This window comes from Streptomyces sp. NPDC111507 (assembly GCF_055638955.1).
In genome coordinates, this window is record NZ_JBVKBU010000006.1 from 394,387 (window position 1) to 407,737 (window position 13,351).

The following is a 13,351-nucleotide window of genomic DNA, read 5'->3' on the forward strand; positions in this document are numbered from 1 at the left end:
ACCCGCGAACCTACGAGGTTGCCCTGGGCCCTGTCGTCGCGACCGGCAGTGGGCGTCGGGCGACCTCGTGGGCCTCCTCGGGAGGCAGGCCCAGCATGCGCAGGACGAGTTCGGCCATCTCCTCGTCGGCGCCGGGGCCCGACTGCCCGGACTTGGCGGACGACTTCAGCTGGAGCAGCCCGAGGAGGGAGCCGCCGACGGCGCTGAGGGCGACGAGGGGACTGTCCACCTGGAAGCGGCCGGAGGCGTTGCCCCTCTCGATGTCCCGCAGGGCACGGGGGCCCAGGCCGAAGTCGGCGTGGATGTAGGGGAGGCCGCCGTAGCGCAGGACGCGGGTGAGTTCCGGGTGGGTGTCGGCGAGCCGGAAGGTCAGCCGGACGCTCACCGCGAACACCTCGGCGGGGTCGTCGAGGCCGCCGGTGATCGAGTCGATCAGCTTGCCGTACTCCTCCAGCGCGTCGACGACCGCCGCCTCGAAGAGCTCCGCCTTCGTCTGGAAGTGGTTGTAGAAGGAGCCGAACCCGACGTCGGCACGCTCGGCGATCTGCTGGATGCTGACCTCGCTCGTGCCCTGCTCGGCCAGGATCCCCTGGGCAGCGGTGATCAGGGCATGGCGGGTCTGGGCGCGCCTGCGTTCGAAGCGGTTGGCGGGCCGGGCGGCGGCTTGATCGGGCATGCGCTCATCCTAGCCGCGACCTCTTCAGAACTGATGAGGAGATCAGTCGGCGGGCGTAGTGATCTCGCGGCGGACGGGTGAACCGTCGTTCCTCGCAGACCCCGCGGCACGGCACAGGCCGGAGCGGCGGACCCCCGCTCCGGCCTGCGCATCTCCGTCAGAACTACAGTCCGGCGGTCGACAGCCAGCTCTTGGCCACGTCCAGCGGGTCCTTGTTGTCGTTCTGCACCTGGGCGTTGAGCTTGACCAGGGTGTCCGTGTCGAGCTTCGCCGATACGGCGTTGAGCGCGGTAACTCCGGCGGAGGAGAGACCGCTCTTGTAGGCCAGCGGCGTCACGTTCTCAAAACCGAAGAGATTCTTCGGGTCCTGAAGGACCACGAACTTGTTCTTGGTGATTCCGGGGTCGGTCGTGAAAATATCTGCGGCCTGAATGTTGTTGCCCTTGAGGGCGGCCACGGTCAACGGCCCACCCGCGTCCAGCGCCTTGAACGACTTGAATTCAAGGCCGTATTCGGACTTGAGGCCCACCAATCCCTGCTTGCGCGTCTGGAACTCCGGCGATCCCCCGATGACCAGGTCCTTGGCCGAGGCGGAGAGGTCGGCGATCGTCGACGAGGTCGTGAGCTTGTACTTCTTGGCGGTCGCCGCGTTGACCGCGATCGCGTCCTTGTCCTCCGCCTTGGAGGGCTCGAGCAGGGTCAGCTTGGAATCGAGCGCGGCCGTGATGGCCTTGCTGGTGTCCTCGACCGTGGTCGGGGCCGCCTTGGCGTTCAGATAGGCCAGCAGCGCGCCGTTGTACTCGGGCAGGACCGTGATCGTGCCGTTCTTGATCAGACCGTAGGTGGTCTCACGGCTGCCGATGTTCAACTTGTAACTGACCTTGATGCCCTTGGCCTTCAGGGCCTCGCCGTAGATGTCGGCGAGCAGGATGCTCTCGGGGAAGTTGTTGGAGCCGACCACGACCGTGCCGCCCTTGGCGGTGTCGCCCTTCAGCGGGTCCTTGCTGGCGGAGTTGTCGGAGGAACCGCAGCCCGTGAGGGCGGCCGCAGCCACAACCAGCAGGGATACAGCGTACGTTGCGGTCGTTCTGGTGCTTCTGGCGTGGGTCACGTTGGTCATCCAGACTTGTGCATGGGCGGTCGGCGGCCGGAAGGCATGGCGTGATGACGATCCAATCGAGCCCAGTAACGCACCGTCAAGACACGAATAGATCACCGATGGAGACCACACGGCTTCGCCGCGTGGGCGCAACCTGACTGAAACAGGCGTGAATCCGGCGTATCGCCATGTCAGTTTTTGGTTGATCATGGCCGTACTCTTGCGGCAGCCGCTAATGTTGGCCGAGTCGGGGGACCTGGTTCCACTTGCTCGGCCCGAGCGTGCTGACACGACCCACGTCCACGCAGCCCGGGCTGCGGGCTTCCAATTGGGAATGAAGTCAAGGAGGTTTGGTGCCCGCGCACAGAAAAGCCGCCCGGGGGCCGCAGACCACGGCTCCCCGAATAGGCCGGACGCCTTCCCTCCTCGACCGTTGGCCTTTCCGCAGGAAACTCAACGTCCTGGTGATCGTCCCGCTCGCGGTCGTTTCGGCGATGATCGCCTATGTCGTGTACGCCGAGATCGACTCGGCCCGTTCCGCCGCCTCCACCGCCCAACTCGTGCGGGACAGCGCGCAGGTCACCCAGCTCATCGACGGCGTGCAGAGCGAACACCGCCAGGCACTCCTCGTCTCCCTGCGCTACGAGGCCGCCCGCTCCGGCGACAAGGCGCCGGGCACCTCCGCCTTCCTCCAGGCGCAGCAGAAGGTCACTGCCCAGGCGGAGGCCGTGCGGTCCACCTATGGGGACCGACTGCCCGACGCCGAGGCCCAGGCACTCAAGGAGCTGGAGGGCCTCGACAGCCTCCGTAAGACCATCGAAGAGGGTCCGATCCCCGCCGACAACATCGACCCGGCGTACGGATCGGTCATCGAGGGCCTCATCAACGGCCTCGGGCTCGGTCAGTCGGGCGGCGAGTCCTCGGAGTCCGCGGGCAATCTGCTGGACGCGCTGCTGCGCGCCGACACCGCCCACGCCTCGTTCGAGACCAGTGTGTTCGCGGCCCGGACCCGTGACCCCAACGCGCTCATCGAGTACACCGGAGCCGTCGGCGACTACGAGCAGTACACCTACCAGGCCGAGCGGTTCACCCGGTTCGCCAGCCAGGAACAGGGCGCCGAACTCGCCGCGATCGAGCACAGCCCGTACCAGAGCGTCGTCGCTCAGCACTACGCCGCGCTGCAGGTCGACCCCAGCGGTCTGGTCGCCGAGAACGCCTCGCAGCTGCGCGCCGCGCTCGACGACGCCCTGGCCGCCGACCCGACGTACCAGCGTCAGGCGGAGAACCGGCTGAAGATCACCGAGTCGCTGATCCACCAGATCGCCGCCGACACCCAGAAGGCGTCCAGCGACGCCTGGTGGCAGGTGCTGTGGCTGGTGGCCGCCAACCTCGCCGCCTTCGCGGCCTGGATCCTGTTCTCCGTACTGGTCCGCCGTTCCGTGGTGCGGACCGTGCGGAGCCTCACCGAGGCGGCCCAGCACGTGGCCGACGCGGCCGAGACCGAGCTGGCCCGGGTCGCCGACGACGACGCCGACGACGCGAGCCCGCCGCGCCTCGAGGCCGTGCCCGTGCCGGTCCGCGACGAACTCGGCGAACTCGCCGAGGCCTTCAACCAGGTGCAGATCACCGCGACCGCCCTGCTGGAGCGCCAGGTCGTCAGCCGCCGCAACATCGCCGAGATGTTCGGCAACGTCGGCCACCGCGTCAGCAACCTGACCGCTCGCCAGCTCGCGCTGATCGACTCGGTGGAGCGCGGCGAGACCGACCCGGAGGTACTGGACCGGCTCTACCGCATCGACCACATCGCGGTACGTCTCCAGCGCAACGCCGACAGCCTGATGCTGCTCGCCGGCATCCGCGAGACGGGCCTCAACACCGGGCCCATGCGGCTCAGCAACATCGTCCGCGCCGCACTCGGCCAGATCGAGGGCTACCAGCGGGTCACCCCGCACGCCGAGGGCGATGTCACCGTCGCCCCCGACATCGTCGGCGACCTCACGCTGATGCTCGCCGAACTGCTGGAGAACGCGGTGACGTTCTCCCCGGCGTCCAGCAGCGTCGAAGTCGTCCTGCGGCCCCGGCACGGCTCCGGCGGCGGCGCCCTGATCGAGATCATCGACCACGGGCTCGGGATGAGCGCCGAGCGACTGGAGGAGGAGAACGCCCGCCTGATCCGCCGCGAACGGCTCGACCTGGCCCCGACCGAGGTCCTCGGCCTCTTCGTGGTCGGCGGTCTGTCCCGGCGCTGGGGCATCGAGGTCGTCCTGACCCGCACCCCGGGCGGCGGCGTCACCGTCACCGTCGCGGTGCCCGGCTCCCATCTGCTGCTCGCCGACCCCACGGGGGCCGCGGCCAGGGCCCCGCACATCCTGCCGCCGCCTCGCCGCCCCGGCGGGACCGAACCGCGCCCCGCGGCGGTCGACCCGGAACCCGGCCCCTCGTCCCTGCCGCGCAGGATCCCCGCGCACAGCCGGGGAGCAGACGGCCACACGGGCCGTCAGGAACCGACGGGCGACGGCGCCTCGGGCGGCTACGGCGGCTCCGGCGCATCCCGGCCCCGGCCGGGCGGCACACCGGGCACCACGGCTCCGGGGGCGGCGCAGCCCGCGCAGCGCGAGACAGCGGGACGCGGCACGCCTCAGGACGCGGTCGGCGGCCCGGGCCACCCGCGTGGCACCGGCATGGAGAGCGGACAGGGCCGGCCGTCACGCGCCGCGGGCAGCGGTATGGACAGCGGGCTCGTGCAGAGGTCACGCGGCGCGAGCACCGGCCCGGGGAGTGCGGCGGGGCAGCCGCCGCGCGGCCCGAACACCGGCACGAACGGGGGGCTCGGCCTGCCACCCCGCGGCGCGAGCACCGCGCGCGGCTCCGGTACGGCCCCGTCGGCACCCGGCAGCGCCCCGGCGCGACCGGGCGAGGGCGGCCCCAGCCCGCTCAGGCGGCGCGTGCGCGGCGCGACCCTGCAGGCCACCACCGCCTCGACCCGGCTGCCCAAACAGACCATCACCAACCCACGGCCGCCCGCCTGGCAGACCGCCGACGCGGAAGCGGCACGATCCGAGATCGACGAGTTCGAGGAAGCCGTTCTGCGGGCCGAGCGCGAGAGCGCGACAGAGGCTCGCGGTACCGGCTTCGGGTCGGCCCGTTCAGGGGGCCGTCCCGACACCTCTGGCGATTTCAGCACAGAGAACAACAGACCCTCATTCCCGGAAGGCATGAGCAAGTGACCATGTGGACAGGTGGACCGGAGTCCGCGGCCGTGGAACAGGCGACGGACGTGAAGGCCGCCGCTGCCGACTTCAATTGGCTGCTCAATCGTTTCGCCACCGAGACCGCCGGCGTCGTCGACGTGATCGGGGTGTCCTCCGACGGTCTGTTGATCGCGGTGTCCCAACTGCGTGGCAAGGCGGACTCGGAGCGGCTCGCGGCCATCGTCTCCGGGATCACGAGCCTCGCCATGGGCGCGTCCGGCAACTACGGCCTCGGCGGGCTCAACAAGGTCATCATCGACCTGGAGGAGGGGCACGTCCTGGTGTCCGCGCTCGGCGCGGGCGCGGTGCTCGGCGTGGTCGCCTCCAAGGAGGCGAAGCTCGGGAACATCGCGTACGAGATGACCCTCTTCGCCAACCGCGCCGGTGCCGCTCTGAGCCCGCAACTGGTCATGGAGCTCAAGAACACCGTGGGGATCGCGCCGACCGGTTGACGGTCGGCGGGGGCGTCACGAAGGCCGGGACGACCCGCGAGGTGAAGGGTGAGGACGAGATGACGGCCGGCGAGCCATCAGCCGCCGACGACGACGCGTGGGGAGCGGAGCACCCTCCGTCGATCGTCCGGCCATTCCTGCTGACCGCGGGGCGGATCGCCGGCGGTGACAGTCTGGTGCCGACGATTCCGATCGAGACGCAGGTCGTCGCGACGGATCTCGGTCTGGCCACGCTGGACGCGTTCGTCTTCGACCAGCACCGCGACATCATCACGGTCTGCCGTCAGCCGCAGTCGCTGGCGGAGATCGCGGCGAAGCTGCGGATGCATTTGAATGTGATCAGGGTGCTCGCCGACGATCTGCGCGCCGACGGTCAACTGGCCTTGTACGCACCGCAGGCCGAATCCGCCCGCGACGCCACCGTATTGCGAAGGGTTATCGATGGTCTCCGAGCTATCCCCGACTCCCGGGGCGCGATCCGTGAGCGCTGACACCGAGGGTCCCCGGCCGCCGATGCCGGTGAAGATGGTGATCGCGGGCGGCTTCGGCGTGGGCAAGACCACCACCGTGGGTGCCATCTCCGAAATCGAGCCGCTCACCACCGAGGCGTCCATCACCTCGGTCGCCGCGGGCATCGACGACCTCTCCCACACCCCGGAGAAGATGACGACCACCGTCGCCATGGACTTCGGCTGTGTCACGCTCGACCCGACCCTGAAGCTCTATCTGTTCGGCACCCCCGGCCAGGAGCGCTTCGGGTTCATGTGGGACGACCTGGTCGAGGGCGCCCTCGGCGGGCTCGTCATCGTCGACACCCGCCGGCTCGACGACTGCTACGCGGCCGTCGACTACTTCGAGCACCGCGAGATCCCCTTCGCGGTGGCCGTCAACGCCTTCGACGGCAAGGTCGAACACGATCTGAACGACGTACGGTGGGCCCTCGACGTCGGCGACCATGTGCCGCTCACCGTGTTCGACGCCCGCGAGCGCGGGTCCGTACGGGACGCGCTCCTCGTCGTCCTCGAACACGCCCTGGCGACCGCGCAGCAGTGAACGAGGGAAGAGGGGGGACGGGCCTTGCGGCTCGTCCCCCCTCTTCTCATTTCCTCAGACCGTACGGCGCCTGCGCACCCCCGGGGACACCGCCACCCGGGCAATGGCCCAGAACAGCACCAGCACGAGCAGCGCCAGGATCGCGGTGAGGGCCGCGCCGCCCACCACCTTCTCGTAGTTGCGCTGGTAGAGGCCGTCCAGGATGTAACGGCCGACCCCGCCGAGACTCACATAGGCCGCGATGGTCGCCGTGGACACGATCTGGATCGCCGCCGAACGCAGACCGCTGAGGATCAGCGGCAGCGCCGCCGGCACCTCGACCTGGAACAGGACCTTCCCCTCCGGCATGCCCATGCCGCGGGCGGCGTCGACGGGGGAGGGATCCAGGGTGCGGATCGCCTCGTACGTGGTGATGAGGATCGGCGGGACCGCCAGCACCACGAGCGGGATCATCACGGGCACGATGCCGAGGCCGAGCCAGACGAACATCAGCACCAGCAGCCCGAAGGTGGGCAGCGCCCGGGCACCCGCCGACACGAAGGCCAGCGCGTTGCCGCCACGTCCGGTGTGTCCGGTGACCAGGCCGATGGGCAGGCCGACGGCCGCGGCGATCGCGAGCGCCCCGGCGGTGTACTGGAGGTGTTCCCACACGCGCTGCGGGATCCCGTCGTACCCGTGCCAGTGGGAGCCGTCGGAGAAGAAGGACTGAATGAAGTTGAGTACGTTCACGAGACGCTCTCCGGAGTGCGGGCGGCGCCCGCGATCGTGGACGTACGGCGTGCGGCCTTGCGGCCGGAGGCCGGCTGCCAGGGAGTGAGCACGCGGCGCAGCAGGACGAGCACGGCGTCGACCAGCACCGCGAGAACGGCGGTGGTGACCACCGAGTTCACGGCGAGGAGAGGGCGGTGGTAGAGCATCGCGGTGGTGAGCAGGTTGCCGAGCGCCCCCTGGTTGCCGATCAGCGAGCCGACGCTGACCAGACTGATGCTGGAGGCGGTCGCCACGCGCAGACCGGCCATGATCGCGGGCACCGCGATGGGCAGTTGGACCTGGAGGTAGCGCCGCAGTGAACCGATGCCCATCGCCGCGGCGGCGGCGTTCGTCTCCTCGGGGACCGAGCGGACGCCGTCGACGACCGCCGGGACGAGAACCACGAGACTGTAGAGGGTCAGCGGGATCATCACGGTGGTTTTGCTCAGGCCGGTGTAGTCGATGAGCACCACGAAGAAGGCGATCGACGGGATCGCGTACAGCACCGTGGTGATCCAGAGGACCGGCGGATAGATCCAGTTGACGCGGACGCACAACAGGCCGATCGGCAGCGCCAGCAGCAGGCCGACGAGAACCGGGACCAGCGCCTCCTGCATGTGGGTGGAGATCAGGCCGAGGTAGCTGCTCTGGAGGTCGCTCGGGATGTCGAAGAAGCCGTTCATCGCGCGGCCTTCACCGTGGAGACACCCTCGGAGTCCGCGGCGCGGCGCTGCCTGGCCGCGCGGATCGCCGCGGCGACCGTCTCCTGTCCGGCGAGCCCCAGCACACGTCCCGCCCCGTCCACGGCGACCGCCTGACCGGTGGGCGAGAGTACCGCCCGGTCCAGCGCGACCCGCAGCGAGTCCTTGCCGACCTCGAAGGCCTGCCCGTGCGGCTCCAGCGCCTGGACGTCACCGGCCCACACCGTCAGGTCGGCCCAGCCCAGCGGCTTTCCGTCCGCGTCGGTGACCAGGACCGGCCCCGCGCCTGCCGACTTCCCGGCGAGCTGCTGCCAGTCGCTGCCGACCGGGAAGACCCGGGAGCGGTCGAGTGCGAGGTCGCGGGTGGACAGGAACGACAGCCCGCGAATGCCCCGGTCGCCGCCGAGGAACTCCTCCACGAACGCGTCGGCCGGCGCCGACAGCAGCTCGTCGGGGGCGGCGAACTGGGCGAGCTTGCCACCGGTGCGCAGTACGGCGACGCGGTCACCGATCGTGATGGCCTCGTCCATGTCGTGGGTGACGAAGACGATGGCCTTGCCCAGCTCGCCCTGGATGCGCAGCAACTCCTCCTGCAGACCACGGCGGACGACCGGGTCGACGGCGGAGAACGGCTCGTCCATCAGCAGGATCGGCGGGTCGGCGGCGAGCGCGCGGGCGACACCGACGCGCTGCTGCTGGCCGCCGGAGAGCTGGTAGGGGTAGCGGCGGGCCATGGCCGGGTCCAGGCCCACCCGTTCCATCAGTTCCGCCGCGCGGGCGCGGGCGCGCTGCTTGGACCAGCCGAGCAGCCGCGGCACCGTGGCGATGTTGTCGAGGATCGTGCGGTGCTGGAAGAGCCCCGCGTTCTGGATGACGTAACCCATGGACTGGCGCAGGGCGTTGACCGGCTTGCGGAGGATGTCCTCGCCGTTGACGCGGATCGTGCCGCTGCTGGGCTCGATCATGCGGTTGATCATCCGCAGTGTGGTGGTCTTGCCGCACCCCGAAGGCCCGACGAGCACGGTGATCGAGTGGTTCGGTATCTGGAGGGACAGGCGATCGACGGCCACCGTGCCGTCGGCATATCGCTTGCTGACATCTTCGATGGCTATCAAGCGTCGAAACCCTTCGGGAACGGCTGTGATCGGACGTGACCGGATCACATGCACGAGGGTGCGTAGTCTAGCCAGTTGGCGCGTGTGTTCGGGCACCGCACGGTGGCCGGTTGCGGAGGGTGCGCAGGTGGAGCCCGCCGCGTCGCACGAGCGGGTCGTGTGCGAGCGGGCGCTCGGCCGTGCGGGTGATCTCCGGGCGTGGCGGCGCGGAGGTGACGGCATCCCTGGGGAGACTGTCGCCCTCATGCCCTGTCGCCCCTCCCGCCACAGCCCGGAGAGACCCACTTGCGATTCCCCTTCCGCCGGGCCGCGCTGGCCGGCGCCGCCGTGCTCGTCGTGTCGTCCGCCCCGGCCTCACCCGCCGCAGCGGACGACACGGTGGCCGACCCGGCCCAGTACGTGAACCCCTTCGTCGGTACCGCGCCCGGAGGGGCCGATTTCGGCCATGGCGGCGGTGCCGGAAACACCTTTCCCGGCGCGACCGCACCCCTCGGCGGGGTGCAGTGGAGCCCGGACACGGTGACCTACCAGCACGGCGGGTACGCGTACAGGGACAACCGGATCAGAGGGTTCAGCCTCACCCACATCTCCGGGGCCGGCTGCAGGGACTACGGCAACGTGCCCTTCATGCCGATGCTCGCCGGCGACACCAGCGGGCAGGCGACCTTTTCGCACGCCAACGAGCAGGCGACACCCGGAAATTACCGGGTCACGTTCGACAACGGCATCGGCAGCGAACTCACCGCCACCCAGCGCTCCGGCATCGCCCGTTTCACCTACCCGGCCACCGACGACCGTCCCGCCGCGCTGAGTGTCGACGCGGGCAAGGCGTTCAACGCGGCGACCGGAACGGTCGACATCGGCACCGACACCCTGTCCGGGTTCACCGACAGCGGCGGCTTCTGCAAGTCCGCCAACCGCTACCGGCTCTACTTCCACGCCGTGTTCGACCACCCCTTCGCCCATGTCGTCCACCCCGACGGCAGACCGGGCGCCGCGCAGGTCTCCTTCGGCCCCGGCGTACGCACGGTGACCGTCCGCGTCGGCGTCTCCTTCGTCAGCGTCGACGGAGCCCGCGGCAACATCGCCGCCGAGCAGCACACGAACCCCTACGACCAGATCCGGCGGGCCGCCCGTGCCCAGTGGAACGACTGGCTCGGCCGCATCAGCGTCGGCGGCGGCACCGAAACCCAGCGCCGGGTCTTCTACACCGCCCTGTACCACTCGCTCCTGCACCCCAGTGCCTTCAGCGACGCCGACGGCCGCTACCCCGGCATGGACGGCCGCATCCACACCACCCCCGCCGGACACGTCCAGTACGCGAACTTCTCCGGCTGGGACGTCTACCGCTCCCAGGTCCAGCTGCTCGCCCTGCTGGCCCCGCACGAAGCCTCCGACATCGCGCAGTCCGTCCTCAACCAGGGCCTCCAGGCGGGCTACTTCGACCGCTGGACCCTCGCCAACGGCGGCACCGGCGTCATGGTCGGCGACCCGCTGCCCGTCATCGCCTCCGCCGTGTACGCCTTCGGCGCCACCGACTTCGACGCCCGCGGCCTGCTGCGCGCCGCGATGGCGGGCCGCGGCGACGAGCGCCAGCGGCCCGGACACGCGCAGTACGACGCCCTCGGCTACATCCCCGCCGGTACCAAGGGAGTGTGGGGCTCGGCGGCCACCACCCTCGAATACGCCGTTTCCGACTACGCGTTGGCCCAGCTCGCCCACCGTCTGGGCGACACCGCCGCCTACGACACCCTGCTGAAGGCGTCCGGGAACTGGCGCAACCTCTTCAACCCCGTCACCGGCTACCTCCAGCCGCGTGCGGCCGACGGCACCTGGCCGGCCTTCACGCCCGCGCAGACGAACGAGTACGTCGAGGGCAACGCCGCCCAGTACACCTGGATGGTCCCGCACGACCTGCCCGGCCTCTTCACCCTGATGGGCGGGAACACCGCCGTCGCGGCCCGCCTCGACACCTTCTTCACCCAGCTCAACGCGGGCGGCACCCAGCCCTACGCCTACCTCGGCAACGAGCCGTCGTTCGACACCCCTTGGGCGTACGACTTCGCGGGCCGCCCCGACCGCGCCCGCGACATCGTCCGCCGCGCCCTGGCCACCCTGTTCAGCGACCGTCCCGACGGCCTGGTCGGCAACGACGACCTCGGCGCCATGTCCTCCTGGGCCGTGTGGGCGAGCCTCGGCATGTACCCGCAAGCCGCCGGCACCGGGCAACTCGCCCTGGCCGCACCGGCGTTCCCCAGTGTCGTCGTCCACCGCCCGGGCGGCCCGAGGACGGTGCTCGTCGCGCCCGACGCCTCCGCCACCAGCCGGGACATCGGCACGCTCACGGTCACCGTGCCGCAGCGGAAGGGCTCGTGAGTCCGGCGTCGAGTCAGCGGGGGTCGGGGTCGTCAGACGGCGACGACCCCGACCCCCGCCTCCGTGAACCGCCGCACGGTCTCCCCGTCCACCGCCGCGTCGGTGACCAGTGTGTCCACCGACTCGGCCGCGCAGATCCGGGCGAAGGCGCGCCGGCCCAGTTTGCTGGAGTCGGCGGCGACGATCACACGCTCGGCGCGCTCGCACAGCAACCGGTTGATCGCCGCCTCGGCCTCGTCGTGGGCGGCGGCCCCGTGCGTCACGTCGAAGGCGACCACGCCCAGCACGGCGACGTCCATGGTGATCTGGCTGAGCACACCGTCCGCGAGCGGCCCGACCAGCTCGTACGACTGCGAGCGTGCCACCCCACCGGTCAGCACGATCTTGAACTGGGGCCGCACGGCCAGTTCGCCCGCGATGTTGAGCGCGTTCGTCACCACGGTCAGCGCGGGCGACCCCGTGGCGAGATCGGGGCGTACCGCCAGTGCGCGGGCCACCTCGGTGGTGGTCGTGCCGCCGGTCAGGCCCACCGCCTCGCCCGGCGCGACGAGATCGGCCACCGCCTTCGCGATGCGCTGTTTCTCCGAGGCGTGCCGGGCGGTCTTGTAGCGCAGCGGCAGTTCGTACGACACGCCGTGGACGACCGCGCCGCCCCGGGTGCGCACGAGCATCTGCTGCTCGGCGAGCTGGTCGAAGTCGCGCCGGATCGTGGCGGGTGACACCTCCAGCTCGGCCGCGGCCTGCTCGACCTCCAGCCGGCCCCGCTCCACGAGCAGTTCCAGCAGGGCCTTCCAGCGGGCGTCGCGCGACATCCGCACTCTCCGTTCCTCGATTTTTCGCGACCCTAGCGCACCCCCAGCGCACCACATTCCCTGGTATTTCCGCAGTCGACATGCTTGATTGTGCTCGAAAGTCGGCCTTAACTTGCACTATCTTGCATGGACAGCGTCAGTGGGAGGGGTACGGCATGACCCATGTCGAGCACGAGCTGAACAGCCAGCCGGAGTGCTGGATCCGCGCCGCCGAGCAGGCCAAGGCGCACGACGGCGCACTGCCGGAAGTGGGGGAGCGGGTCGCGATCGTGGGCTGCGGGACCTCGTTCTTCATGGCGCAGGCGGCCGCCGCGCTGCGTGAGGGGTCCGGGCAGGGCGAGACGGACGCCTTCGCCGCGTCGGAGTTCCCGGAGAGCCGCTCCTACGACCGTGTGGTCGCGCTCACCCGCTCCGGCACCACCACCGAGGTGCTCGAACTTCTCGGGCGGCTGCGCGGACGTACCCGGACGACCGCGATCACCGCCGACCCCGCGACCCCCGTCATGGACCGCGCGGACGACCTCGTCGTACTCGGCTTCGCGGACGAACGCTCCGTGGTGCAGACCCGGTTCGCGACCACGGCGCTCACCCTGCTCCGCGCCCACCTCGGACTGCACACCGACGCCGTCGTCGCGGACGCGCGCACCGCGCTCGCGACCCCGCTGCCCGAAGGGCTCGTCGACTGCGCGCAGTTCACCTTCCTCGGCCGCGGCTGGACCGTCGGGCTCGCCAACGAGGCCGGGCTGAAGATGCGTGAAGCCTCCCTGGCCTGGACCGAGGCGTACCCGGCGATGGAGTACCGGCACGGGCCCATCAGCGTCACCACCGCCGGCACGGCCACCTGGATGCTCGGCGAGGCCCCCGAAGGGCTGGCCGAGCAGGTACGGGCCACGGGGGGACGGTGGGTCGCGGGTGAACTCGACCCGCTCGCCGAACTCGTCCGCGCCCAGCGCCTCGCGGTCGCCGTCGCCGCGGCCCGCGGCCTCGACCCCGACCGGCCGCGCCACCTCACCCGCTCGGTCGTCCTCGCCCCGTCGGCCCGCTGAGCCGTCGGCCCGCGCACCCA

General features: G+C 70.6%; 12 protein-coding genes. 6 read left to right on the top strand and 6 right to left on the bottom strand.

All coding sequences use genetic code 11. The features are described from left to right. Positions 1–10: 10 nt before the first annotated feature. Together ACZ7M2_RS25955 and ACZ7M2_RS25960 are read right to left on the bottom strand one after the other, a co-directional pair. Positions 11–676, bottom strand: coding sequence for a TetR/AcrR family transcriptional regulator (locus ACZ7M2_RS25955; RefSeq protein ID WP_471597275.1), 666 nt, complete (start codon positions 674–676; stop codon positions 11–13). Positions 677–839: 163 nt separating this feature from the next. Then, positions 840–1,796, bottom strand: coding sequence for an ABC transporter substrate-binding protein (locus ACZ7M2_RS25960; protein ID WP_471597276.1), 957 nt, complete (start codon positions 1,794–1,796; stop codon positions 840–842). Positions 1,797–2,128: 332 nt separating this feature from the next. Here ACZ7M2_RS25960 and ACZ7M2_RS25965 point away from each other — a divergent pair, with 332 nt between their 5' ends. Genes ACZ7M2_RS25965 through ACZ7M2_RS25980 form a run of 4 tightly spaced genes read left to right on the top strand, consistent with a single transcriptional unit; the run spans position 2,129 to position 6,531 of the window. Continuing rightward, positions 2,129–5,002: a sensor histidine kinase gene (locus ACZ7M2_RS25965; RefSeq protein ID WP_471597277.1), complete on the top strand. Its 2,874-nt coding sequence runs from the start codon at positions 2,129–2,131 to the stop codon at positions 5,000–5,002. A gap of 2 nt (positions 5,003–5,004) precedes the next feature. Then, positions 5,005–5,478: a roadblock/LC7 domain-containing protein gene (locus tag ACZ7M2_RS25970; RefSeq protein WP_054228754.1), complete on the top strand. Its 474-nt coding sequence runs from the start codon at positions 5,005–5,007 to the stop codon at positions 5,476–5,478. 59 nt (positions 5,479–5,537) lie between these two features. Continuing rightward, the gene (locus ACZ7M2_RS25975; RefSeq protein WP_060898551.1) at positions 5,538–5,969 is read left to right on the top strand and encodes a DUF742 domain-containing protein; all 432 of its coding nucleotides are present in this window, start codon (positions 5,538–5,540) and stop codon (positions 5,967–5,969) included. Then, positions 5,920–6,531 carry a GTP-binding protein gene (locus tag ACZ7M2_RS25980; RefSeq protein ID WP_054228753.1) on the top strand — a complete coding sequence of 204 codons (612 nt, stop codon included), beginning with the start codon at positions 5,920–5,922 and terminating at the stop codon, positions 6,529–6,531. Before ACZ7M2_RS25975 ends, ACZ7M2_RS25980 begins: the two co-directional genes overlap by 50 nt. Positions 6,532–6,585: 54 nt before the next feature. Here ACZ7M2_RS25980 and ACZ7M2_RS25985 read toward each other — a convergent pair whose 3' ends face one another. From ACZ7M2_RS25985 to ACZ7M2_RS25995, 3 genes are read right to left on the bottom strand one after another with little or no spacing between them, the layout of a single operon-like run. Next, complete coding sequence (locus ACZ7M2_RS25985; protein WP_388124484.1) at positions 6,586–7,260, bottom strand: ABC transporter permease; 675 nt, start codon at positions 7,258–7,260, stop codon at positions 6,586–6,588. Beyond that, positions 7,257–7,964, bottom strand: coding sequence for an ABC transporter permease (locus ACZ7M2_RS25990; RefSeq protein WP_067373069.1), 708 nt, complete (start codon positions 7,962–7,964; stop codon positions 7,257–7,259). Before ACZ7M2_RS25990 ends, ACZ7M2_RS25985 begins: the two co-directional genes overlap by 4 nt. Continuing rightward, positions 7,961–9,097 carry an ABC transporter ATP-binding protein gene (locus ACZ7M2_RS25995; RefSeq protein WP_471597278.1) on the bottom strand — a complete coding sequence of 379 codons (1,137 nt, stop codon included), beginning with the start codon at positions 9,095–9,097 and terminating at the stop codon, positions 7,961–7,963. Before ACZ7M2_RS25995 ends, ACZ7M2_RS25990 begins: the two co-directional genes overlap by 4 nt. 285 nt (positions 9,098–9,382) lie before the next feature. Between ACZ7M2_RS25995 and ACZ7M2_RS26000 the strand changes: the two genes are divergently transcribed. Further along, on the top strand, positions 9,383–11,473 hold the full coding sequence (locus ACZ7M2_RS26000) for a GH92 family glycosyl hydrolase (RefSeq protein ID WP_471597279.1): 2,091 nt from the start codon (positions 9,383–9,385) through the stop codon (positions 11,471–11,473). A gap of 32 nt (positions 11,474–11,505) precedes the next feature. Here the strand turns inward: ACZ7M2_RS26000 and ACZ7M2_RS26005 are convergent, their stop codons facing one another. Continuing rightward, positions 11,506–12,285, bottom strand: a complete 780-nt coding sequence (locus tag ACZ7M2_RS26005; protein WP_471597280.1) for a DeoR/GlpR family DNA-binding transcription regulator — start codon at positions 12,283–12,285, stop codon at positions 11,506–11,508. A gap of 155 nt (positions 12,286–12,440) precedes the next feature. On the opposite strand from ACZ7M2_RS26005, the gene ACZ7M2_RS26010 reads away from it, so the two are divergent. Next, the gene (locus ACZ7M2_RS26010) at positions 12,441–13,331 is read left to right on the top strand and encodes an SIS domain-containing protein (RefSeq protein ID WP_471597281.1); all 891 of its coding nucleotides are present in this window, start codon (positions 12,441–12,443) and stop codon (positions 13,329–13,331) included. The last annotated feature ends 20 nt before the right edge of the window (positions 13,332–13,351 follow it).